19 protein-coding genes are annotated in these 21,240 nt (G+C 63.2%); all 19 read right to left on the bottom strand.

Features of this window, described 5'->3' with window-relative positions; translation table 11 throughout:
* Positions 1 to 9 precede the first annotated feature (9 nt).
* The 19 genes from ACTG4K_RS06270 to ACTG4K_RS06180 all read right to left on the bottom strand — a co-directional run bounded on the left by ACTG4K_RS06270 (position 10) and on the right by ACTG4K_RS06180 (position 21,212).
* Positions 10 to 579, bottom strand: coding sequence for an ORF6N domain-containing protein (locus tag ACTG4K_RS06270; protein WP_439113337.1), 570 nt, complete (start codon positions 577 to 579; stop codon positions 10 to 12).
* A gap of 41 nt (positions 580 to 620) precedes the next feature.
* Positions 621 to 3,704 (bottom strand): BPTD_3080 family restriction endonuclease, encoded by a 3,084-nt coding sequence (locus tag ACTG4K_RS06265; protein WP_439113336.1) that lies wholly within the window; start codon positions 3,702 to 3,704, stop codon positions 621 to 623.
* 65 nt (positions 3,705 to 3,769) lie between these two features.
* Positions 3,770 to 5,083, bottom strand: coding sequence for a DUF1173 domain-containing protein (locus ACTG4K_RS06260; protein WP_439113335.1), 1,314 nt, complete (start codon positions 5,081 to 5,083; stop codon positions 3,770 to 3,772).
* Between the two features lie 10 nt (positions 5,084 to 5,093).
* On the bottom strand, positions 5,094 to 6,263 hold the full coding sequence (locus ACTG4K_RS06255; RefSeq protein ID WP_439113334.1) for an LPD7 domain-containing protein: 1,170 nt from the start codon (positions 6,261 to 6,263) through the stop codon (positions 5,094 to 5,096).
* 37 nt (positions 6,264 to 6,300) lie between these two features.
* Positions 6,301 to 6,942: an OmpA family protein gene (locus ACTG4K_RS06250; protein ID WP_439113333.1), complete on the bottom strand. Its 642-nt coding sequence runs from the start codon at positions 6,940 to 6,942 to the stop codon at positions 6,301 to 6,303.
* Positions 6,939 to 8,978, bottom strand: coding sequence for a type IV secretory system conjugative DNA transfer family protein (locus ACTG4K_RS06245; protein ID WP_439113332.1), 2,040 nt, complete (start codon positions 8,976 to 8,978; stop codon positions 6,939 to 6,941). Before ACTG4K_RS06245 ends, ACTG4K_RS06250 begins: the two co-directional genes overlap by 4 nt.
* Positions 8,975 to 10,117, bottom strand: coding sequence for a P-type DNA transfer ATPase VirB11 (gene virB11, locus ACTG4K_RS06240; RefSeq protein WP_439113331.1), 1,143 nt, complete (start codon positions 10,115 to 10,117; stop codon positions 8,975 to 8,977). Before virB11 ends, ACTG4K_RS06245 begins: the two co-directional genes overlap by 4 nt.
* Positions 10,118 to 10,122: 5 nt before the next feature.
* On the bottom strand, positions 10,123 to 11,460 hold the full coding sequence (gene virB10, locus ACTG4K_RS06235) for a type IV secretion system protein VirB10 (protein WP_439113330.1): 1,338 nt from the start codon (positions 11,458 to 11,460) through the stop codon (positions 10,123 to 10,125).
* Complete coding sequence (locus ACTG4K_RS06230; protein WP_439113329.1) at positions 11,457 to 12,332, bottom strand: TrbG/VirB9 family P-type conjugative transfer protein; 876 nt, start codon at positions 12,330 to 12,332, stop codon at positions 11,457 to 11,459. Before ACTG4K_RS06230 ends, virB10 begins: the two co-directional genes overlap by 4 nt.
* Positions 12,333 to 12,367: 35 nt before the next feature.
* Positions 12,368 to 13,138: a virB8 family protein gene (locus tag ACTG4K_RS06225; protein ID WP_439113328.1), complete on the bottom strand. Its 771-nt coding sequence runs from the start codon at positions 13,136 to 13,138 to the stop codon at positions 12,368 to 12,370.
* Between the two features lie 44 nt (positions 13,139 to 13,182).
* Positions 13,183 to 13,878, bottom strand: a complete 696-nt coding sequence (locus tag ACTG4K_RS06220; RefSeq protein WP_439113327.1) for a type IV secretion system protein — start codon at positions 13,876 to 13,878, stop codon at positions 13,183 to 13,185.
* Positions 13,879 to 13,905: 27 nt separating this feature from the next.
* Positions 13,906 to 14,940 carry a type IV secretion system protein gene (locus ACTG4K_RS06215; protein ID WP_439113326.1) on the bottom strand — a complete coding sequence of 345 codons (1,035 nt, stop codon included), beginning with the start codon at positions 14,938 to 14,940 and terminating at the stop codon, positions 13,906 to 13,908.
* A 15-nt stretch (positions 14,941 to 14,955) separates the two neighbouring features.
* Positions 14,956 to 15,363, bottom strand: a complete 408-nt coding sequence (locus tag ACTG4K_RS06210) for a hypothetical protein (protein WP_439113325.1) — start codon at positions 15,361 to 15,363, stop codon at positions 14,956 to 14,958.
* Positions 15,360 to 17,870 carry a VirB4 family type IV secretion/conjugal transfer ATPase gene (locus ACTG4K_RS06205; RefSeq protein WP_439113324.1) on the bottom strand — a complete coding sequence of 837 codons (2,511 nt, stop codon included), beginning with the start codon at positions 17,868 to 17,870 and terminating at the stop codon, positions 15,360 to 15,362. The genes ACTG4K_RS06210 and ACTG4K_RS06205 overlap by 4 nt, the downstream gene beginning before the upstream one ends.
* Entirely contained in the window at positions 17,854 to 18,186 is a 333-nt protein-coding gene (locus tag ACTG4K_RS06200; RefSeq protein WP_439113323.1) for a type IV secretion system protein VirB3, read from the bottom strand. The genes ACTG4K_RS06205 and ACTG4K_RS06200 overlap by 17 nt, the downstream gene beginning before the upstream one ends.
* A gap of 18 nt (positions 18,187 to 18,204) precedes the next feature.
* Positions 18,205 to 18,495: a TrbC/VirB2 family protein gene (locus ACTG4K_RS06195; protein ID WP_439113322.1), complete on the bottom strand. Its 291-nt coding sequence runs from the start codon at positions 18,493 to 18,495 to the stop codon at positions 18,205 to 18,207.
* Complete coding sequence (locus ACTG4K_RS06190) at positions 18,492 to 19,001, bottom strand: lytic transglycosylase domain-containing protein (protein ID WP_439113321.1); 510 nt, start codon at positions 18,999 to 19,001, stop codon at positions 18,492 to 18,494. The genes ACTG4K_RS06195 and ACTG4K_RS06190 overlap by 4 nt, the downstream gene beginning before the upstream one ends.
* Positions 19,002 to 19,011: 10 nt before the next feature.
* Positions 19,012 to 19,296 carry a hypothetical protein gene (locus tag ACTG4K_RS06185; RefSeq protein ID WP_439113320.1) on the bottom strand — a complete coding sequence of 95 codons (285 nt, stop codon included), beginning with the start codon at positions 19,294 to 19,296 and terminating at the stop codon, positions 19,012 to 19,014.
* A 611-nt stretch (positions 19,297 to 19,907) separates the two neighbouring features.
* Positions 19,908 to 21,212, bottom strand: a complete 1,305-nt coding sequence (locus ACTG4K_RS06180; RefSeq protein ID WP_439113582.1) for a Y-family DNA polymerase — start codon at positions 21,210 to 21,212, stop codon at positions 19,908 to 19,910.
* Positions 21,213 to 21,240 lie beyond the last annotated feature (28 nt).

Here is a 21,240-nt window from a genome sequence, read left to right as displayed (position 1 = left end):
GGTCGGGGATCACAGGAAGCCGATGGGGCGCTTGTTCTTGCGCTGCTTGTCGTCGGTGATGAGTTGTTTGATGGCGTCGAACACGGCGGAGAACTGTTCGTCGTAACGGGATTCGAGCGCGTCGATGCGGCGGGCGAGGTCGCGGTTGCTGTCCATGAGGCGGCGCAGCTGCACGAAGGTGCGCATGATGGCGATGTTGACCTGCACGGCGCGAAGGGAGTGCAACACGCTGGAGAGCATGGCCACGCCTTGTTCGGTGAAGGCGTAGGGCGTGCCGCGGCGACCGCCGTGCGCGCTTGAAATGCCAATCTGGCATCTCAAGTTCTCCCACTCGGGAGCGCTGAGCTGGAACATGAAGTCGGCGGGGAAACGGTCCAGATTGCGTTTGACTGCACGGTTCAGGGCGCCGGTTTCCACGCCGTAGAGCATGGCCAGGTCGGCGTCGAGCAGCACCTTTTCACCGCGCACCAGGTGCACGAGCTGGGCCAGCCTTTGCTGGCCGGGCAGGGCGGCGAGCGGGCTGTCGCTTTCGCTGCGCGCCGGTGCGGGCGGATCAGCGGCGGGTTTGCGGGTGGCCATGGGCTGTTCCTCCTGATGCTTCTTATAGGTGACTGGCTCGGTCACGCTGGTTGGGCGGACGAGCTTGGCTGGCTGTTCACCATGCTGCTGAAGGCGGACGCGACCTTGTCCGCAAAGTCAGCCTGCATGGCGTACACGTCGGTGAACTCGGCAAAGGCCCAGCGGCCGTGGGTCTGCAGAGCGTTGACGCCGGGCAGCCAGCGGGTTTCCATGGCGGCCTTCTTGTCTTTGGCGTCTTCGCCGCGGTAGCCCTTGATCTCGACCACGAGGTTGAGCAGGTCGTCGGGGCCGCACCCGTCGTCGATGCGCAGGATGAAGTCGGGCCGGTAGCGGCGGGTATCTGCGCCCACAAGGTAGGGCACTTCAAAGCCCAGGTTGTGGTTCTTTACGTAGCTGCGCACCTGTGGGTGCGATTCGGCTGCGCGGCAGAACTCGGCTTCCCAGTCGCTGTCCATGATCAGCCAGTTGAGGTGGCAGTGTTCGCTGCTGGCTTCCCAACGGTCGGTCTTGGTGGTTGTGAAGTTCACGTGGGCGGTGGTGCCGACCGGGTTGTATGGGTCAAGCACGGCCTGAATCTGGCTGCTGCCTTTTTCGATGCTGGCGCGGTCGATGGCCTGTTTGATGCGCTCGCAGGCCCGGTCGGCAAGTTCCAGGTAGCAAAGCTGTGCGGGGTAGGTGTCGCCCTTGCAGTCGAGGTGGTCGTCCAGCCACTGTTTGACGATGCGCTTGAGCTGGCCGAACAAATGCAACTTGGGTTCTTCGCCCGGGTCGCGGAACTTGCTGTAGAGCAGATGCTTGGTCAGGTGCATCAACAGCGTGGAGGTGCGCATGTCGCGCGTGTGGGCCAAGGTGAGGTTGACGCCCTCGCCAATGATGCCCTCTTGCCGGGTAATGGACGGGCCGACCAGTTCCGGCGTGAGCACGAGCTTGGAGTCAGCGTTGAACTCGGCGCCAATGGCTTCTTCGGGCAAGACGACGCGGTAGCCCTGCACTCGGGGAAAGCGAATCTCGTGTGCATCGCGCTCGGGCTTGATGGCTTTTACGGTGACGGTGACGCGCGGCTTCAGCGGTTTGGCGATGGCGGGTTCGGCATTGAAGTCGAACGGGATGCCCAGCACGTCGGCATATTCCACGTCGAACAGGCCATCTGCGTTGAGTTCGTAGGACTGGCGGCGCAGTGCGCGGCCAATGACCTGCTCGCACAGCAGCTGGGTGCCAAAGGCCCGCACGCCCAGCACGTGGGTGACGGTATTGGTGTCCCAGCCTTCGGTGAGCATGGAAACCGACACCACGCAGCGGATGGACTCGCCCAGGCGGCCGGCTTTGCCTACGGTGTTCATGACTTCGCGCAAGATCGCTGCGTCGTCCAGATCGCCACCACCGCGAAGTTGCTCTGCGAGTTGCCCGCCTCGCTCCTTGACCTCCCTTTTGAATGTCTCTATTTCCGGCCCGGCCATGCTGCGGAAGTTGTCATCCAGGGCATCGCCGCTTTCGAGCTGTTCGCTGTCAATCAGCAGGGTGCGCGGGCGGGCCAGAGGTCTGTCATATTCGTCGAAGTTTCGGAACAAGGCGAGGCGGCCGTTTTCAACCTGCTCGGTGCCATCCTCGTTGCGACGCATGAAGCCGGAGATGTAGTCGTACACCAGCTTGGAGGTGGAGGTGTTGTTGCACACCACGATGAAGCAGGGCGGCACATGGATGCCCGCCTCTTGCCAGATCTGATAGGTCTTCTCGTAGTGGCCGTACAGTGCGGACAGGGCGGTCTGCAGCTTGGTGGGCAGCTTGAGCGGGTCCAGCCCTTCGGCTTTGCCCCGGCCTTTCTTGGGCATGTCCTTGCTGATGTTCTCCCACAAGTTGCGGAAGATAGGGACATCGGTGCCGGGGATGTTGTCGGCCACCGGCACGCGGGGTAGCTTGACGATGCCGCATTCGATAGCGTCCATGAGTGAGAAGTCGCTCATGGTCCAGGGGAAGAGGGTGCCTTCGGCGTAGCCGGAACCGCGCAGGAAAAACGGAGTAGCCGAGAGGTCGATGACCTGGGTTTTGATGCCTTGGCGCTGAACGGCCTTGATGCCGTTGATCCACAAGCGGGCGGCTTCGTTGTTCTCTTCGGCTTCCTTCTTGTCGTCACCCTTCAGGTCTTCCTCCACAACCTTGACGGGCTTTTCCTGGTAGCAGTGGTGCGCCTCGTCATTGATGACCATGATCCGCTTCGCGCCCATCAGTTCGGGCATGACGCGCTGGACCATCTGGCCTTCGGTTTCCAAGGTGTCCATGGCGTTGTTGCCGCGGCCCTGCAGCAGTAGCCGGGTGCCTTTGGCCACGACCAGCCGCTCGCGCAGTTTGAAGGCGTGGTAGTTGGTAATGACGATCTTGCAGCGCTCCAGGTCGGCCAACAGGTCGGCGGGCACAAGTTCGCGGGTCTTGTAGTAGCTCTCGGGATCGTTGGGCAGGAGCACGCGCAGCCGGTCCTTGATGGTCAGGCCGGGAGCCACCAGCAGAAAGCACCTGGCGAACCGTTCGCTGTTGCCTTTGTTGTGCCGTACCGCGTTGATGGTCTGCCACGCGATGAGCATGGCCATCACGGTGGTTTTGCCAGCGCCGGTGGCCAGCTTCAGGGCCAGACGCATCAAGCCTGGGTTGGCTTCTTCGTTGGCGCTTTGCAGATGCTCCAGGAACGTCTTGGCCATGGGACCGCGCTTGGGCGCGACCTCGGTGAGCCAGATGGCGGTTTCGACCGCTTCTACCTGACAGAAGAACGGACGAACGCCACTGAAGTTGTGGTGGCGCCAGTGCTGCAGCAGCCTGGCCGTTTCAGGGGTGACGCCCCAGTCGTTCGGGTTGGGCAGGCTGCGCCACTTGTCCACTTCGGCACGCACGCCGTTGATGATGGCGGAGTGGTACTTCTGCTCTTCGTCCGAAACCTCGTCGGCAATGTCGAGTTCGGCCTGTTCGGCCTTGCCTTTGCGCTTCTTCGGCTGTGGAATCGGTGTGATGAACTCGGCGCGACGCCTCGATTCGGCTATTTGCTGGGTCGGTTGACCCGATGAGTCCAGCTCCCAGTGCCTGGATGGGTACTGGTAGGGCGAGTTGAGGATGGGTTTTTCGAAGAAGAGGGAAGACATCCGACGGGCCCGTGACAGAAAAGTGTGGTTCGCGTCATGTTACGTTCTCTCACCAGTCTAGCCTGTCAACGCACGGGTAGATTCAACAGGGGTGTGTCGATTGCACTGCGCACTTCGCAACTCTGGAACTCCAGGATTTGCAGACCTCTTTCTCGGGGCAAGACTGGCATGGCCTCGCTGGACGTATTCCATATCCAGGGGGAAGGTTCGTCCAAATCAGCCATTTGTTGTAGCGCGCTGCGGAAGTCGGCACCGTCGTTTGCCGGTCGTGCAATGACAAGCAGCTGTGGCAGTTCACCGCAATCGGTGAGGCTGGCGCTTGGTATCACCATGGACGGTTGCAGGTTGTAGCGCTGGCATTTGATGAATGAACGCTCATTTCTCACCAGTTCTTCGACCAGCAGTCGGTCGAATTGATCTTCAATGGGAAGCCATTGCGGAGATACCGGGACCATCGACATTTCGACGATGCTTGGAATGCCCGACTCATCCAATTTGAAGGAGGCAATCACCAGCATGTGAAGTTCATCGGCAGCGTTCCAAATAGCCAGCTCGCGTTCGAAGCATCGGCAAAGCCTTCGGTACAGCGTTTCATCAACGCCAAACGCTTGGTCGGGCACGTGCTTGATGATCAGCTTGTAGCCAAACCGGGCAGACACCACTTCTTTCACTTCGGCAATCATGAGCATCAACTGCTGGGGTGCACCCGGTGTTGGGCGAGCGGGGGCCCATCGTTGGAGGCGCCGATGGTTGATGGCCTCGCGTTGCTCTACCGAGAACGTTTCGGGGATGTAGAGACTTGCCAGGAGTGGGTGCCCCCGAGCGACCTTGTATTCGGCAGCACGCAGCAGGTGTCGGCGCACAGTGGTCCAGGAGCGACGGCCGACAAAGCCTGGTTTCCAGTGGGTGAGTTCAGCCTGATCCCACAGGTAGTGCAGCAGGCTGCGGAGGGTCAGTCTCTGGCCCTGGCTGGCGACGCTGTTGCTGGCAGTGGTTGCCGTGGGCTGCGTGGAGCGCCCCTGCAGCTTGGTCATGGGAAAGTCGAGCTTCAACGCTGTTTCGCCAGTGGCCGGGTTTTCGACAATGGCGGAGCCCAGCAATGGACCAAGTCCTGAAAGGTCGGCCGGCGGATCGTACGAAGGGCAATTGAGGGAATGTTGGCTGCCTGTATAGGGCATCCGCTTGACGATGTATCCATCCATGAGGCGGGCCACATACATCTCGATGCCTTGGCCCTCTGAGTTTTTCCGGCACAGGCAGCGGGGGCGCAAGCGTTGTACAAAAGCATGCGCGATGGTTTCGGCGAAGCCGGGCTCGTCTTTCAGCCAGTGTTGCCCGCCGATGTCGTAAGCCGCTGGCGGCACCGTGTCGCTATGCATGGTGGCACCCTCATCGCACTGGTGCTGCCCGCTCGCGGGTGCGCTGTTGTTCTTGCTTGGGCACCACGGCCGGGCGCTGGGCCGGTGCGTTCTTGTCGTAGACCTTGACCTTGAGCGTGTGGCCGTCTCGAATGCGTTGGGCCAGCTTTTCGGTGGCGGCAGCCATGATGGCCATGCGCTGCTTCTCGGGCACGCGATTGGCCACCAGAATGGCTTCGACTGCTGCCAGAACAGCTTTGCGTCCACCGCTTCCACGGCCTGCAGGTTTGTCGCCGGGTGAGCTGCCCTGGCTGGCGTTCGATTCCCGGCCAGGTTCGATGCGGTTGACTTGGCGCATCTCGCGTTCCACCTTGAGGCGTTCGAGATCGGCCGGGTTGGGTTCGTAGCCCAGCGTTTTCACGCCGCGTGCGGCGGCTTCCAGCCACACCAAGCGTTTGAAGTCTTCATTGCCCGACACCCGCAGGGAATGCCAGTTGCGGGCCTCGGCGACGTCCACCATGGACCGGGCCACAGACGGACTGTTGGTTTCCGTTGCCAGTCGGAAGGTGGATTCGGTGAAAGCGACACGCGAGGTATCACCTTTGAACCGGTATTCGGTCAGGCCGATCTTGACGTCACCCACAGTGACTGGTGCCCGCTTGATGAGGTAGCGGTCCAGCAAGGAGGCTTCGAGCTTGGCCACCAAGGCCGCGCGTTCGGCCTGAGCATCCATTCGCGCCGTGGCTTGGGGATCGGTGGTCTCTTGAGCCAGTGGCTCCTTCAGCGTCGAAGGAAGGGGGATGACGTTGGTGGGCGCCTGCTGTGTATTGGGCTCTGGGCTGGAAGTTGCCCGTGGGATGGCTTGCTCGACACGTTGTGGGTTGCGAGGTTCTTCGCGCTGCCACTGGCCATCCACCTTGTGTATGAACGACCTTTGGTCTCTTGCATCCAGCACCACGAAACGGTTGGCCCCGAGCTGATCGGCTTTGGCCACCATGTCCTGAAAACGGTCACTGCGGTAGGTGAGGTCGGCGAAGGGATCGCGCAGTTCGAAGCGCTCACCTGGTTCTGGTTCGGGCGCCTGAAACGTCCGGATGGCCACCGGGGCGCGGTTGGCGGGTTCCACCGTGCCGCCCTGCGATGTTGGGGCGTCCTGAGTGGACCGGTTCACACGTTGGGTGGGGGCATTGCTGTCGTCCATGGAAATCTCCTGTGGTTGGAGCTTGCAGGCGGATGGGTCAGGGCTGCTGCGGAGTTGCTTGTTGGGCAACGGGCAGGGTGCGGTACACCTCGATCTCGACCCGGCGATTGAGGTTGCGGCCCTGGGGGTTGCGGTTGTCTGCCAGGTGGTCGCCGCTGGGTTGATGGGTGGTGCGGATTCGGGTGGGGTCTACGCCGGAGGCGACCAGGTAGTCACGAACCGCATTAGCACGGGCTTGGGCGATGCGGCTTTCGGCAGATGAGTCCGCCGTGCCATCGGTGCGCCCTCGCAACAGCACCAGCGGCGCGACTTTGGCTTCCTCCACCAGCGTCGATGCCTCAGCCGTTGGGATGGACACCTGAGTGCTGTTGAAAGCGAAGTGGACGATGCGCAGGCTGTTGGCCACTGCTTTCTCCTGGATCGACGCCAGCAGATGTTGACGAGCCGCCATGTGGGCCAACGTGGCGGCCGTGGTCTCGGCCAGGCGGCTGGATTCGGTGGCCAGGATGCGGGTGTTTTGCAGATCGTTCTTGCAGACCTGCAACTCGACGGCCATTTGGGCGTTGGCGGGTCGCTTCTGGGATTCGTCCACTGTGGGTGGCTGGGGCGGCGAGCTGCATGCAACCAGCGCCAAGCTCAGAAGGCCGGTCCATGCGAAACGATTGAATGGGGCGGTCATGCGCGTTCTCCTGTGATCTCCACCTGAGGTCCACCTTCCGCAGCAGGTAGGGGTGGGGCTGTGGTGCTTTCATCGGCTGCGTCTTCGTCGGCGGGCTCAATCGAGCCACCACCGTCTTGAACGGCCTTGCTCTGCTCGAAGCGGTCGAGCAAGGTGTCTGCCGCTTTGCCGGGGGGGCCGTTCAGGACCTCGGGTGCCAACTGGATGTCGTGGGCCAGCGCTTCGAGGTCCAGGGTGTGCATCTCGGGCGGAAGATCGTCTTCGGCATAACACCAGCGCTGTTGGACCTTGGCCTGGTGCCGGTCCATGTTCATCCGGGGCACCGCTGGGGCAGGGCGCAGGCGGGCTTGAAACACCTTGTCCCGGTGGTAGCGGATCTTTTCGCCGAGGATCGGTTTGCAGTTTTCGAAAATCACCACCAGCCGCTCACGCCCCAACTCCTTGAACTCCTGCGGCAGCAGCAGGGCGCGGCGTTGCTCGCTTTCGTTGCGGCTGACGGTGCTGTGGCCGTGCCCGCTGAAAGAACGGCTGCGCCCGCGTGAGGTGGCGCGCTCGGTGAAGTGGCCGAGCATGGCGCTGTATTCGTCGGCATCGCGCTGTTCGCGTGGGGCATACAGAATTTGCAGGCCGTGGTTGGTGGCGAAGGTGCGGGCTTCTTTGTCGCCGTAGACCGCGTCCAGCTGCGACATGGCTTGCACCACCGTGAGCAGGCGCAGGTTGTAGCCAGCCAGGAAGGCAGCAGAGTGGGTGATGACACCCACGCGGCCCATGGCGGTGAACTCGTCGTTGACCAGCAGGCACTGAAACCGCAGGCTGGGGTCTTGTTCGGGCAGGTGCTGGGTGTTGAGGCTGACTAGCTGCGAGAAGAACAGGTTGAGCAAGGGGCGGGCATTGGCCAGGCGGTGCGGCGGAATGCGCACATAGACCGACATGCGCTGGCGCCGCAGGTCTTCGAGCCGAAAGTCGTCGGCGCTGGTGGCGGCATCGACCACCGCATCGGCAAAGATGGTGAGCGGCGCGTGGAAGGTGGCGACCACGCTGGACAGCGTGTTCTCGGAATTGCTCAGCAAGCGCTGCAGCGCATCGATGCATTCGTCGGTGAGCGGTTTGCCTTGCTCGCGGCGCTGGGTGATCTGACTGCCCAGGTGGTCTTTCAGCGGCTGGCCTTTGCCAGAAGACTGGCGCAGCATTTCGCCGACGGTGCGTGGCAGCTCAGGCGTTTCCAGCAGCAAAAGGCCCAGACCCAGAAACAGGTTGCGGGCCTGGTCGTTGAAGAAGGCTTCGGACGAGGTGCCGCTGCCGTCGTTAGGAAAGAAGACCTGGCCGATACCCAGCATATCGCCCACCCGGTGCAGCGGGCTGGTGCGAACTGCCGTCAGCGGGTTCCAGCGGTGGCTGCGGGCTTGTTCGTCGAACGGGGAGAAGGCGTAGACGGCCTGGCCGTGGGCGGCGCGGTAGCCCGCCGTGATGGCGTGGTTTTCGCCCTTGATGTCGAGCACGACCACGGAGTCGGGCCAGTTGAGCAGGTTGGGAATCACCACGCCCACACCCTTGCCGCTACGGGTGGGAGCAGACAACATCACGGATAGCTGGCCGGGCAAGGCGAGATACCGGCCTTTGAATCGCCCGATGAGGATGCTTGGGGGGTCGGGCTGGTTGGCCGAATCAACAAGCCCAGCGCGGGCCACTTCGCCAGCCGAGGCGAAACGCGCGTCGCCATGCAAGGGCCGGCGTGGCCGGGCCGCTGCGATGAGAGCGCCGGGCAGGAAGACCAGCAAGCCAGCGCCGGACAGGGCCATGGCGGTGAACAGGCGCTGGCGCAAAACCGCATCGTCTGAATAGAGCTGCCAGTAGGTGGTGATGCTGCTCCACCGGGCTTGTCTGGGGTCGGCCTTGCTGAGCAGCAGAAACAGCACTCCCGAGACGTAGACCGCAGCACAGAGCAGGGCAGTGGCCACGACCGCTGCAAAGGCGCCCGCGGCAACCCGTCGGCCCACGGACCAGGCGGTGAAGGGCAACGCCAATGCCTGGCTCATGATCGCAACCCCTCGTTCGCTGCAACGCCTGGCTCTTGCAGGGTGCTGGCGCGCAACGGGTTGAGGCTGGCGGCGTGGTGCTTGCGGCGAGGTTCGTAGGCCACATCGGCGATGAAGCGGCCCCTTTCGTCCCGGTCGAACTGCACGATGACATCGATCACGATGCGCAGCAGTCCTTTGATCTCGTCCATTCGCAGGCCGCCACCCGCGCCACTTTCGCGGATCATCAGCGACATCTGTTCCAGCGCCAGATCGCAACTGCCGGCGTGCACGCTGGTGATGCTGCCCGGGTGGCCCGAGGCGGCCAGCCGGATGAACGAGAAACACTCTTCACCGCGCAGCTCGGCCAGGAAGATGCGGTCGGGCTTCATGCGCAGGCAGGCTTCGAGCAAAGACTTGGCGGTGACCCGGGCCGTACCCTGGGCGTCCTTGCTGTAGAACAGGTGAACCACGTTGGGGTGGTTGGGCAAGGTGAGTTCGGCGGTGTCCTGAATGGTGATCAGGCGCTCGTGCTTCGGCACCTCTTCGACCAGCCCCTTCATGAAGGTGGTCTTGCCCGAGCCGGTTTTTCCGCTGACCACGATGGTGCGGTGGTGCCGCACGGCCAGGCGCATGAAATCGGCGTATCGGCCAGCGGCTTTCAATGCCAGAAGTTCGCGCTCGAAGGGCTGCAGGCCGTCGTTGTGCTCCGGGTTTGGCGCGGCGGCCTTTTCGCCAACGCGGCCAAAGAGGCCGTCCTGCTCGAAGTCGCTCAGCCGGAGCACCACATTCGACGGCTTGCGGATGGTGATGGATACGGTGCCGCGTGGCACAGCGGGCGGTATGGCGAACTGGATGCGTTCGCCGGTGGGCAGCGTGGCCGACAGCAGCGGGCGTTCCTGGTTGATCTGCTGGTCGCAGTAGGTGGCCAGCGCCGTGGCCAGGGACAGGCAGCGCTCCTGCGTCATGGCCGGTGCGTTGACCGCTTGCCAACCATGGACCGTTTCCACCTGCAGCTCGCCGGGGCGGTTCACGCAGACCTCCAGCACGCCTAGGGCGTCCAGCTGGTCGCGCAACGGGCGCAGGAACTCCACCACCGAGGTGGCGTCGCCGCACCAGCCGTCGAGCGGGTCTTCTTCAATGCCGGGCAGGGTGTTCATTGCCTTCACCTTTCCCGCGGCTGGAGTTCGTAGACTGAGGAAAAGTCCACGTCGCGGGCGACGTAGATACCGACGATGCCGCCCTGGTTCTGGTACAGCAGGGGCGGGATGTTGATGGTGCTGTCCAGCACCTTTTCGGCCAGCTTGCTGGTGTTGTCGGTGGTGGATGGCAGGACGATGGTGTCGGCCTGCTGGTCCTGCGTCTGGTTTTGGATCACCAGCTTGACCGAGTCGTCGATCAGCGAGAGCAGCATGGCGGCACCGATGCGTTCACCCCAGCGGTTGTCCACGAAACCATCAATGCCGGACTCGCCGAGCTGGCCGGTACCGGGGGACTCGATGTCCACCGTCACGCCATGGGGTGTTCGCACCCGGGTCCACAACACCGGGATGCGAACCATGCCGGGGCGGACCGACGAGATGCGGTACTCACCGTCCAGGTGCGAGCCGCGTTCGATCAGCAGCACACGCCCGTTGTCACCGTACACGTTGCGCTGGACCTGGCAGCCCACCAGCCCTGACGTGGCGCTGATCACCCTGGTTTTGAGGGCGCAGGTGAAGGCCGTGCCCTTGGGCAGCGTGAGGCTGCGGTCGCCCAGCGTGCTGGCCGCGACCTTGGGGGTGGCCGAGCCTTGCAGTTGACCGCCGAACAGGCCCGCAGAAGGCGCAAGCAGACCCGCGCCCGGTGAGGCCCCTGCTATCGAGCCGAGGGCGCCAAGGTTGACTGAGTCGCCACCCTGGCCACTGGTCATGGCCGTGCTTTGGGTCAGGTTGTCGAGCAGGCCCTGCAGTTGTCTCTGGTAGGCCTGCAGGTTGCGGCCGGTGTTGGCCATCGGATCGTCCGGGTTGGCCGAGACTTGACCGGGAACCGTTCCGTTGGGCATGCCCGCCGATCCGGAGTGCCCGCCAGGGCGCGAAGACACGATCAGCACCGGTGCATCGTCGGCCGAGAGGCCTTTGGGCGTTGCAGTTCCGCCGCTGCGTACGCCAATGGGTTCCGCCACCTCAGTGGTTGGCAGCAAAGCGGGCACACGCGGCGCGGGCGGGGCAGTCATGTCCAGTGAGCGTGTCCCGGCGCTGGCGGCTGAGGGCTTGTCGCGCACCAGCTTGGCGTCTTCGTCCGCTGCAGGTCCGCTGGTGAAATAGCGGTTGATGGCAAAGCCCGCGAAAAGCACCAGGGTCAGCACCATCATGCCGAGCCCCAGCGCGCCCTTGCGCGACCAGTTGGCACTGCGTGCGGCCGTCACCTGGGGGATGCCGGGTTCACCCTGAAGCGGGGTGATGGTGTTGCCGTCCGCAGACTCTGCGGTCGACGTGTTGTGGGCGTTGGTTTGGTCGTTCATGGCCTGACTCCGGTGGGGCGGTTGTCGAGAGAGGCGTTGGCAGCCTTGAGCACCCGCTGCACACCCGGAACGGTGGTCGCACCTTCTGCCGGGGTGCCATCCAGATCAAAGGCCTCGTTCCAGATGCCCACGACCGCGTTGCCCGCTCGCAGCATCAGTTGTCGGCTGACGCGGTCCACCACCAGAAGGTCGTCTTCCATCCGGGCATTGACCAGGGTTTCGCTGCCATCGCCGAGCACATGGAAGACCGCTGGCACTTCGCGATTGCCGGGGAAGCGCAGGTAGGTGAATCGCCCGTCGTCGTAGACCAAGGTCGGCACGATGTCTTGCGAGCCTGATCCTTCCGCCAGCGAATACTGGGAGTTCATCACCGTGGGACTGGCCTGCAGTCGTTCAGCCACCACCTGTTGGGGCGTCGGATGGGATGGCAAAGGTGGAAGGGCAGCGAGTGCCCCGAGGTCTTTTGCTGACAGACCCGAGGCGGGCTTGGGTTGTGCGGGCGCCTTCACGGTCAAGCGGTAGACGGGCTGTTGCCGGTCGCCATCGGGCAGGACCACGAAACGCAGCGCATGCGTGCGCCGGTCCGTGACCACGGCCAGGTTGTTGGGTGCGTCCGCACCGGATTTGGCTTTGACGAACAGGTTGCGGCCCCCAGGCTGAGCGGCCACGCACCAGACGGCATCGGCCTTGTTGCAATCGCCACCCTGGCCTGCGGCCACCTCGGTGATCACTTCGTCTTGGGCAAGCACCACCAGGGTCACCATGCCCCGTTTGACGGGGACGGTCACCACCGCCGCTGGGTCGTAGACCACGTCTCGCAGGCGCGGGTCGGCTGTCTTCGGATTCGCTTGAGCCAATAGGCTCGTAGCCATGGAGCAGGTAACCAAAAGCGGCAAAACAGTGCGCTTCATGGCCGTGCTCCCTGAGTCTGGGTGTTGATTTCCGGGTCGGACCGGTAGGCGGTGACCACGAACCCGAACGGGTTCTCCAGCCGGTCGGCTTCTTTGGCGAGCACCTTGGGCTGGTACTGGTAGACGATGCTGGCCACGTGGCGGGTCGTGACGTCCGGCAGGTTGCGGTCGGTCAGGCGGACCACCTTGTCGTAGGTGACCGTGGCGTCGCTCAGGTTGCCGCTGCGCCCGGAAGCCCGCAGGCGCACCCCCACGATGTTGATGCGCCATTCCTCAGCGGCGCCGATCTTCTTCTGCAGCGCGCCGTCGCCTTCGAACTGGCGGTTGTATTCGGCGAAAACACCCGGTACCGCCATGCGCGCCACCTGGTCAAAATCGCGCTGCAGGAACATCCAGCTGTAGCTTTCTCGCGCTCGCACGAAGGCCGCCAGGTTGTGCTTGTCCAACGCCTCCATAGCGGGGATGGTTTCTTCGCTCAGCCGCTGCTGGATGGTGGTTTCACCAGTGACGCGGTCCACCACGATGGGGATCTCCACCACGCGGCGTAACGGCCCCTGCACGAACACGGCAGCGATCCCTATCAGGCCCAGAATCAGACCGGCCACCGCCACCCGCCAGGCCCGGCGCTCCGAGCGTTCGAGCATCAGCGCACGGTCGATTTCCCAGTCGCGGTTCGCGGTGAATGGCGCCGATTCGGCCTCGTTCGACGGTTCAGGGGGCCGTTGTGGCCATGCGGCGGCTTTACCTGACAAGAGGATGGCACTCATGGGGTTCTCCGGTGGGACTGGGTAGCTGCGGGACTCAGGCGGGGTTACGGCAGAAAGTCAGCCACCTTGCCGGTACGGCCCAGCATCTGAAGTTGCCGTTCGCGCTCGCGAGATCGGGCGATGCGCTCTTCGCTATCGGCCATGCCTTGCAGCATCTGCACTTGAGACACCTCGTGTGCGAGCAGGGCGTTTTCAGCGCCGATGCGGGCCTGGATTTCCAGCACCGACTTCTGATCGGTGGTGGCGTTGATCTGGGTCATCAGCGACTGGATCTGCGTGAGTCGTCCCGCCGCGGTCTGCATGGCGTCTTGCAGCAGCCCTTTTTGTTGATAGGGCTGAGCCAGAGCGGCCTGGCACTGGGTGCGTGCGTCGCCTGTGAGGTCCATGCAGTTGTAGATCATGTTCACGTCGCGCAGCACCTTGGCCGTGGCGTTGAGCCCGCTGTAACCCGACGTGTTGACCGCGTTGAGGTAGGTGAAGGCCTCGGCCGGGATGTAGTTCCTCAGCAGCGGGTTGTTGAACACATCGCCCAGGTTCCGGATGCCGTTGATGCTCTCGATCTGCGTTTGCAGTTGTCGAATCTGCTGAATCTGGTTGTTGATCTTGGTGATGTCGTTGATGACCTGCTGCACGGTCTGCACCAGGTTGGCGACATCGATCACGGGAATGCCGGTGGCCCGGGCGTGGGTGCCGCCCAGAGCAATGAGGACGGCAGCGGCAACTTTCAAACGGATGTGCATGGTGAACTCCTGGGTTGGGTGGGGTGGTCAGGACCGGCCGCGTTGGGCGGCGAGTTTGTAGGCGGCAGAGCGGGCCGCGCCGTAGCCCCTGCGGGCCATGGAAGCTGCGGCGTGTGGAAGGCCTGTGCCCGCGCGGATGACGCCGCCAGCGCTTGCGGCGGCACTGGCACTCCGAGCGGACGAGGCCGAGCGCAGACCCGAAACCATCATGGCGTTCTGGATCATCTGGATGCCTTGCTGAATGGCGGCACCTCCGGTGAGCGCTGAGGCCAGGCTGGGTGCCTGGAAACAGATGATGGCCATGAGGACCATGACGACGCAGTACTTCAGGCTTTCCCCGACGACGTTGAACGTCGAACCCTGGAAGCCGCCGTTGACCTGGACGGTCTGAACAATCGCGTCTCCCATGAATGCGCTAATGCCCAGGGCGAAGAAGGCGAACCAGGTCAGCACCACAGCGTTCAGCACCATCGACAACCAACTGTCGAAGAAGCGTGCAGTGGGACGCCAAGCCAGACACAAGACAAACAGCGGACCCACGGCGATGACGAACGTCAGGAAGAGCTTGGCCAGCGTGACGACAAAGAGAGCGATGCAAAGAAAGACGACGTTGCCGATGGAGCAGACCACGGCAGCGAAGAGCAGGTCCAGACGCATGATTCCCGCGTCCTTCAGCAGATCGAGCACCAGTTGGCTGGCACCGTCATTGAAACTGTCCAACAGCGCGTAGGGTGATGAGATCGTGGTGGGGTCTGCGGCTGCCGGTAGAAACGTGGTGGCCACTCCCGTTGCCAGCGCATTGGCGGTGTCGGCCACGTTCGCGATGTAAAAGGCCGATTGCAGGGCAAACGCCAACACCAGGCTGATCTTGAATACCTTCCAGAGAAAGGTGGGCACGGTCTCTGGAACCTCATTGCGCAGCACGGCCCACCCATACAGCGCCACCCAGATCGTCATCGCCGTCAGTGCGATTGGTGCGATTCCGGCCATGAGCGAACCCACGACGCCGAGCACGTAAGTGCTCAGGACCGCATCGAACTGTGAGCCGACCCAGGCAAACATGGGATTTCTCCTCGGTTATTGAACAGCGCTGACAGGAAGGCTTTTCAGGCTGACGCACTTCCCCGAAATGTCGGGTTGCGCACACTGCATCCACTGGCCCTTGACTTTCACGATCCACGTGCGGGATCGCTTTTCAACCCCGTAGGTCGAGGGCCGGCAGGTCGTTGGGCGCGCAAAGACTTCGGTGCACTCGACCAGCCCCGAATAGCTCTCCAGCATCTTCCAGCCACCTCCAGCGCAGCCAGGCTTGATGGCTGGGCATGGCGAACCCAAGGCCACCGACGGGAGCGGCGGCACTTCCACCTTATGGGTGCCATCGGCCATGACACGGACCGCCTCGTTGCCTTTGACGAACTGGGCCAAGGCGGCGCTGGTGCCCAGCGCCAAAGCGATCAGCGCAAACCATTGAGCTTGGGATTTCATGGGGCTCTCCTTGACGTACGGGATTTGCGATCCTGAACCTCGCGCAGCAGCTCGGGAAGCCACAGAAACGGATCGTTACCGTGCCGTTCACGCACGGTGTCGAGCAGGGCCACGTTGTCGGTGGTGGCCGAAAGCACGGTGATGAAATCGTCCATGCCGCTGAGGTCCAGCTCGCAGATGGCGCTGCTGTGGCCTTGTTTGACGAGGAAGCGACGCCCGCCTTGCGCGCCGAGACTGCGCACGATGCCGAATTCGGCCTCGCTCAGCCCAAAGCCTTCGACGTACTCCTCGCGCACCGCTTCCGGGTTGGCCAGGAAGATCTTGGTCACGCTCTGTTCGACCATGGTCCGCCCGATGGGGTGGCGCAGCACATCGGACGGACTCTGGGTGTCGAAAATGCCCAGGCCGTTTTGTTTGCGGATGGTCTTTTGCTTCTGTTTGGCGAAGTCGCTGAAGATCTCGTGGTCCAGCGCTTTCCAGAACTCCGAGATCACATAGATCAGGCGTTCGCCGTTGACCAACTCTTCCATCACCTGCAGCAGGTAGAGCATGACCGGAGTCCTCACCTCGGGCAGGTCCAGAAACTCCGTGGTGTCGAAGGCGATCACCGATGCCGCATCCAGGTCCGCCAACTGGTCGTTGGCTTGGTCGAACACCCAGCCCAGGGCACCCCCTTCACACCAGCGCCCGAGACGCTCGTACAGGCTGTTTTCACCCGACTTCGGAAGGTTCTGGCGAACCGTCGAGAAGCGGCGCAGAGCGGTTGGCATGGTGGCCACCGTCTTGACGGCGTCGGCAATCGCGCGCTCATCGGCCGGCAGCAAGGGCAGGGCGGGCGTGGCGATGCAGATGCGGATCAGCTGTTCCCAGAACTGGATACGTGCTGGCGTCGGGTCGCGCTGCAGCGGGTTCAGGTGGGTGGGCTTGCCCGCTTCGAGGGTGAAATAGCGGCCGTTCAAGGCCCGAATCGCAATCTCGCAACCCCGGTCCAGGTCGAACAGCACCAACCTTGGAGCAGGGTTCCACTTGCGGGTGAGCGTGAGCAGGAACATCTCCAGCGTGGTCTTGCCGACGCCAGTGGAGCCGATGATGATGGTGTTGCCCGGCAGCTTCTTGTCGGCAGAGTCTTCGCCTTCTGGGCTGCTGTGCAGGTTCAAATAGAAGGGCTGGCCCGATGGGGTGCGGAGCAAGGCCAGCGCTTCGCCCCAAGGGTTGCCGTCGCGCTTGCCTCGGGCAAAGTTGTGGCCGCTGGCCAGGGCCGCGAAAGCGCGGGACGACAACTTGGCATCGCGCGGGCGCCATTGCCAGTTGCCTGGCATCTGGGCTAACCAGGCGGCATCGGCCACCAGATCAACCGGCGACATCTGCAGGCTGGACGCCTCACCCACCGCACCAATCGCCTGTGCAGCCCGCCGCCCGGCATCGGCCAGACTGTCTTCGCCGGGTGTACCGAACACCACCAGGCTGTAGTGGTACTCGCCCATACAGAACTGCCCATCGCCCAGCTCATTGAGCGCTTCGTCCATGTCGGCGATCTGGCTGGCCACCACGTCGTCGCTGGCGATCAACTGGTCGCGTTGCAGCTCCAGCGCACGCATGGCTTCGCGCCGGGGCAGTATCGAAAAGCTCTGGGTTTCGATGAACTCGCTGTCTTCATAAAGCAGCGAGTTCAGGATGCCAGGCTCCACCGCATCGGCGTATTCCTTGATGTCCACCAGGGCAGCACAACGGCGCTGTTCGCCATGGCGCAGTTCCAGCTTGTCGCCGCCGAAGGACAGGCGGGTGGTGGGCAAGGTGCGGTACAGCGGCCCCGCTGCAAGGGGAACTGGCCTCCAGCTGCCGTTGACCAGGTAGCCCAGAAACTCGGCCAGTTCGGAGTACCGCCTTGCACCTTGCATGCGCGCCCCCAGCAGTTGAGGGCCAAAGCCGCGCAGCACCCGGTGCACGAAAGCGGTTCGTTCTTCCATCACGCGCAAGGCCTCTGCGTGCGCTGCGGCAATGGCGGTCTTCGAGCGTTGGGTCGATTGCAGTGCCCGGCTGATGCGCGAGGTACTGGGCCGGTAGACGAGCGTCAGGTACAGCTCGTTGCTCATCATGGCGTGCTTGCCCAGCCTGGCTTGGTAGGCCTGTGACAGGTCGCGCGCAAAGCCTGCCTGGGGCGGATCTTCCAGTTGATCCTGGATCTTCCGGTGCAGCCGGTGGGTCCACACGGCCCATTGGCCGCCCGCCAGATTGCGCAACAGGCTACACAGGGCTTCATGCCGTTCGGCGATCAGGTGTTCATCAGCGCATTCGAAGGCCACGCCGTCGAGACGCCAGACTCGCATGAAATCGCCCCCACGTGTGATCACGTCGTGCTCACTGACCAGTGAGGAGAAAGGCACAAACCGTGTGAGCGGGTTTTCCTTCAGCGCCTGTGCCCAGTGGCGCGGCTGTGGCTGCCCAGCAGCAGGTCGCCCAGGGAGACGATGGGCTACTCCACCCGATCGGTCAAACATGCCAAACATCGGAGCCTCCCCGGTAGAGCGTGGGCGAGTAGCTGCGCGCATGCCAGAACCGCCGGTTGCGGTCGTGCAACTTCAGCTTGAGGGCCACGAACATCTGCCGAAACCGCTGGTCGTCGCGGGCTGTCAACCAGCGCATCCAGAGCAGGACCGGCGCAAAGGACAGCACCACACCCAGCGCAAGCCACCAGCTCACCAGGATGCCGCCCCACATGATCAGCAACATGCCGGTGCCAAACAGGATCACCAGCGGCACCAGCGGAATGCCCAGCTTCATGGCCGGGCGCGTGGCACCCTTGTAGATGGCTTCGGCCTGCATGGTCGGCACCTTCAGCCGTTAGCTGACGATGTAACTGGCGAATGCCGCCGCCCCGCCCACCAGCGTGCCACCAATCAGCACATTGGCCACGTCGGCCAAGCGGGCGCCTTGAAAGATCATCTTGAAGCCAGCCCAGATGATCGCGATGGTCACCACCGCAATCGAGATCGTCACCAGGATGGCGTTGACGTTGGTGACCGTGGTGTTGACCTTGTCGAAGCCCTGTGCCCAGCCCTTGGAGGCTGCGGCCAACAGCAGCAGGGCGGTTGCGGTGTGGGGCAGGGACACGAAGAGATGAAAGCGGTTCATGACGGCTCCTTCACGGGGTTGGGTTGGCTGATGGGGAAAGGGTTGCGCGCTGCGGCGACCACCTTGCGCACGTAGCCATGGCGAAAGCCCGTGCTGAAGTTGCCGCTGTAGTAACAAGAGAGGGCAGCGCGCAGGGCTGCTTGGTCGCCCGATGTGCGGGGCGACTTGCGTTGCGCCCGCTCGAAACACGCGCTCAATACCGTCTGCATGGCGGCCAGGTTGGAGCAAGGTTCGAAGGCCGATTCCAGCGACAGGCCCAGGCGCTTGAAGTTGCCCAGGTTGATCTGCCCGAGGCCCACGCTGAAGTTGCGGCCGGCGGCCTGCAGAGCCAGCGCGGTGGCCAGTGCCTCGGTGCGGTGGCGGGGTTGGCGTTGCAGCGAACCGCCCACGACGCCGATGGCCCAGGGGTTGAAGGCGCTTTCGACGGCGACGAGCGCGTGTGCGGTGGTCAGGTGGACCTGTGGCGCGCAGGCCAAGGCCAGTGCCGCGAAGGTAGAGGCTTCCATGGCGCAGCCCTCACGGACGGGAGCGAAGCCAGGTGGCATGTTCGTTGTCGTACTGGGTGTCCCAAGTGCCCAGCTGGGACTTCGCGACCGGGCTGAAGTCCGTCACAGTGTCGCCACCCATGTCCCACCAGGTGCGTGTGAACGGCTTGCCGTCGATCGTGACCGTGATCGCCCCGGTGTAGTCGCAGGTGTAGATCGGACCGCTCTCGGACTCATGCACCCGGGTGTACTGGGGTGGGCAGTTGCCCGGCGCCCGAGCCCACACATGCCGAGCCGAGTTACCTGCGCCAGACATACCGCACGTAGGAAAGGCCTTGCCCCGAGCCAGATCCCGAAGCACCTTTCGGATCGGTGGCACACACTGAGGGACCGACTTCCAGCTCGGTGCCGCAAAGCACAGTAAAACCAGGCAGCCATCGACGGCGCGCGCCGCCGATGGTGCGAGGAGCCCCAAGGTGAGCAACAAGCTGGCGGCGGCGCTCGCCAGCGTTGCCGCCAGGCTACTCGGCAAGGTTGCCGCTTTCGTGGAATGCCAGCACAGGGTGTTGGCGAGAGGTGCATGGTTCATGGTCAAGTCCTCGGTTCGACGTTGTTCGTGAGGTGGCAGTGCTTGCCGTTTCTCTGAACACCGTGAGGTCAATGTAGGACTTGAAACCCCCTGTGCTGCTGCTGGATTTGGGCTGTTTTCCAGCACATTTACACCGTGCGCAGTCGGTGTCTGCTGGGCGCGCTGAAAAAAGAAACCCGGCGCGAAGGCCGGGCAAATTCAAAGTCGCTGTCACACGACTTTTCAGGGAGGAGGGCCGACTGTTCAGGCCGACCCGAAAGCATTATCGATTCAGCTCGCTAAAAACGTCTACGAAAAATTTGGCCTGATGCACAGCAGTGACCCTCATTGGGAGTACTTCACGTCCGCACTACAGGCATGTCTTCCCATCGCGTTGTGTACTGCGGCGTGCGCCGTTCCTGTTTCATCGACCAGCGCCTGCGATCTCCCTCCAGACCGGTACTGCCCAGCAGCACCGTACCCCGGCCATAGCGCCGGTTGAGCCCATCCAGGGCACCCATCAACCGGCCCTTGTCCCGTCTCTCACCAGGCTCCTCGTCAAGCCGCAGTTCACCCTGGTGCACCGAAGCCGGTTGCAACGCCATCAGCATCACCCCGGCCTTGGCGTACAGGAAGTCTGGCTTGTAGATGCAGCGCAGGCCGGTCAGGGCCGCATCGGCGATCAGCGAGCTGTCGGCGGTGGGTCTTCGTAACGGCACCACGATGGACCGGCTGTACTGAGGATCGGGCCGGAACGGACTGGTCCGCACAAAGGTCAGCACCTGGTTGGCGAGACCTTCTTGGCGCCGCAACTTCTCGGCCGCCCGGCTAGCGAACTCGCTGACGGCCTCACTTAGGTCTTCCAGCGCGGTCACCGGGCGACCAAACGACCGCGTGCAAGCGATTTCCTGTTTGTCTGGTGCCACGTGTTGGAGATTCACACAGGACTGCCCTTGCAGCTCACGCACCGTGCGTTCCAGCACCACCGACCAGCGCTGGCGTACCGTGGCCAGGTCCATGCGGGCGAGATCAAGCACCGTGTGGATGCCACCCTCTTTGAGTTGCCCCGCAATGCGACGACCCACGCCCCAGACCTCCTCGACCGGCGTGGCCGCCAGCACCGCATTCCGTGCTGTTGGTTCCAGTGCAGCCAGGTTGCAGATTTGAGCCAGTTCGGCGGGGTAACTGCCGGGTTTGCGTTCGGCCGTCTTGGCGATGTGGTTGGCCAGCTTGGCCAGGGTCTTGGTCTGCCCGATGCCGATGCAGCAGGGGATGCCCACCCAATGCAACACCCTTTCGCGGATCACCCGACTGCGTTTGACCAGGTCACCCCGGATGCCCGAGAGATCCACAAATGACTCGTCGATGGAATAGATCTCCTGCCGGTGACCGAGCCCTGCCACCAGACTCATCATGCGGTCGCTCAGGTCTCCGTACAGCGGGAAGTTCGCTGAGAGTGCGACCAGCCCCTGGGATTCCGCCAGGTGCCGGATCTTGAACCACGGAGCGCCCATGGCAATGCCCAGGGCCTTGGCCTCGTTGGAGCGAGCAATCGCACAACCGTCGTTGTTGGAGAGCACCACCACCGGTTTGCCGTTTAGGCTGGGGCGGAACACACGCTCGCAAGAGACGTAGAAATTGTTGCCATCGACCAGTGCATACAGCGGAGAAGCCATGAAACACGCTCAACCA

Origin of the sequence: Hydrogenophaga sp., assembly GCF_965657535.1 — a bacterium.
GTDB lineage: Bacteria > Pseudomonadota > Gammaproteobacteria > Burkholderiales > Burkholderiaceae_C > Hydrogenophaga.
This window is presented reverse-complemented; position numbering and strand designations above follow the sequence as displayed.

Bases quoted from the DNA above. Each gene is read 5' to 3' on its own strand.
- ACTG4K_RS06270 (WP_439113337.1), bottom strand. From the start codon at position 579: ATGGCCACCCGCAAACCCGCCGCTGATCCGCCCGCACCGGCGCGCAGC.
- ACTG4K_RS06265 (WP_439113336.1), bottom strand. From the start codon at position 3,704: ATGTCTTCCCTCTTCTTCGAAAAACCCATCCTCAACTCGCCCTACCAG.
- ACTG4K_RS06260 (WP_439113335.1), bottom strand. From the start codon at position 5,083: ATGCATAGCGACACGGTGCCGCCAGCGGCTTACGACATCGGCGGGCAA.
- ACTG4K_RS06255 (WP_439113334.1), bottom strand. From the start codon at position 6,263: ATGGACGACAGCAATGCCCCCACCCAACGTGTGAACCGGTCCACTCAG.
- ACTG4K_RS06250 (WP_439113333.1), bottom strand. From the start codon at position 6,942: ATGACCGCCCCATTCAATCGTTTCGCATGGACCGGCCTTCTGAGCTTG.
- ACTG4K_RS06245 (WP_439113332.1), bottom strand. From the start codon at position 8,978: ATGAGCCAGGCATTGGCGTTGCCCTTCACCGCCTGGTCCGTGGGCCGA.
- virB11 (WP_439113331.1), bottom strand. From the start codon at position 10,117: ATGAACACCCTGCCCGGCATTGAAGAAGACCCGCTCGACGGCTGGTGC.
- virB10 (WP_439113330.1), bottom strand. From the start codon at position 11,460: ATGAACGACCAAACCAACGCCCACAACACGTCGACCGCAGAGTCTGCG.
- ACTG4K_RS06230 (WP_439113329.1), bottom strand. From the start codon at position 12,332: ATGGCTACGAGCCTATTGGCTCAAGCGAATCCGAAGACAGCCGACCCG.
- ACTG4K_RS06225 (WP_439113328.1), bottom strand. From the start codon at position 13,138: ATGAGTGCCATCCTCTTGTCAGGTAAAGCCGCCGCATGGCCACAACGG.
- ACTG4K_RS06220 (WP_439113327.1), bottom strand. From the start codon at position 13,878: ATGCACATCCGTTTGAAAGTTGCCGCTGCCGTCCTCATTGCTCTGGGC.
- ACTG4K_RS06215 (WP_439113326.1), bottom strand. From the start codon at position 14,940: ATGTTTGCCTGGGTCGGCTCACAGTTCGATGCGGTCCTGAGCACTTAC.
- ACTG4K_RS06210 (WP_439113325.1), bottom strand. From the start codon at position 15,363: ATGAAATCCCAAGCTCAATGGTTTGCGCTGATCGCTTTGGCGCTGGGC.
- ACTG4K_RS06205 (WP_439113324.1), bottom strand. From the start codon at position 17,870: ATGTTTGGCATGTTTGACCGATCGGGTGGAGTAGCCCATCGTCTCCCT.
- ACTG4K_RS06200 (WP_439113323.1), bottom strand. From the start codon at position 18,186: ATGCAGGCCGAAGCCATCTACAAGGGTGCCACGCGCCCGGCCATGAAG.
- ACTG4K_RS06195 (WP_439113322.1), bottom strand. From the start codon at position 18,495: ATGAACCGCTTTCATCTCTTCGTGTCCCTGCCCCACACCGCAACCGCC.
- ACTG4K_RS06190 (WP_439113321.1), bottom strand. From the start codon at position 19,001: ATGGAAGCCTCTACCTTCGCGGCACTGGCCTTGGCCTGCGCGCCACAG.
- ACTG4K_RS06185 (WP_439113320.1), bottom strand. From the start codon at position 19,296: ATGTCTGGCGCAGGTAACTCGGCTCGGCATGTGTGGGCTCGGGCGCCG.